Raw genomic sequence first — 881 nt, forward strand, 5'->3', positions numbered from 1 at the left:
CGGTCCGCCAAATTCGAAAATCTTGCCCTGCTGTTCCGGGGTCTCGATGATTTTTACGATGGCATCGGCCAGATCCTCGATCCAGACCGGCTGCATCAGGGCGCGGCCCCCATTTGCCAACGGCAAGGCTGGCAGGCAGGCGGTCAGCCGTGCAAATTTGTTGGTGAAGTCATCCCCGGCGCCGAACACCACGGACGGACGCAGGATGGTGGCGCCTTCAAACGCCTCACTCACGGCTTTCTCGCCTTCGGCCTTTGTCCGGGCATAGTTTGATTCGCTTTTTTCATCCGCACCAAGCGCGGACATGTGAATCAGTTGACGGGCACCGGCAGCCTTTGCCGCCTCGGCAACCCGCTTTGCGCCCTCTACATGGACGGCGTTAAATTTCTGCGATCCGGATTCGAACAGAAGCCCCACAAGGTTGATAACAATATCAGCACCGGCAACGGCCCGCTCAACGGATGCCTGATTGCGGATATTGGTTTGCATGCCGACAACCTGACCCACATTGCCCTGTGTCATAAGCTGTGCTGCTTTTTCCGTATCGCGGACGGCAATCCGCACCCGGTATCCCCTGGAAGCCAATCGCCCGACAAGATGGCGACCAATAAAGCCGGAGCCGCCGATAATTGTAATCAGACCCGCAGACATTTTTGAATTCCTCTGGTTAGGGGCGGCAAACACCCATGCTGCCCCAGTTTTGCTCATCATTTCTGGGCATTTATCTACCGTCATCGGACCGGAAGGCCAAGTTAAAAGAATAAAAAATGCACTTCTTTGAAGAAAGTTTGTTGACATCCGGTCCAGCAATTTATATCAGATGGCCTCACTGAGTTGCCCAGGTGGCGGAATTGGTAGACGCGCTGGCTTCAGGTGCCAGT

The 881-nt window shown here is 55.2% G+C and carries 1 protein-coding gene; it reads right to left on the reverse strand.

The features are described 5' to 3' along the window. On the reverse strand, positions 1 to 810 hold an 810-nt coding region (locus QQJ79_RS15465; protein ID WP_284223824.1), incomplete at its 3' end, for a complex I NDUFA9 subunit family protein. Between the last annotated feature and the right edge of the window lie 71 nt (positions 811 to 881).

Origin of the sequence: Brevundimonas denitrificans (assembly GCF_030160755.1) — a bacterium.
Classification (GTDB): Bacteria; Pseudomonadota; Alphaproteobacteria; order Caulobacterales; family Caulobacteraceae; genus Brevundimonas; species Brevundimonas denitrificans.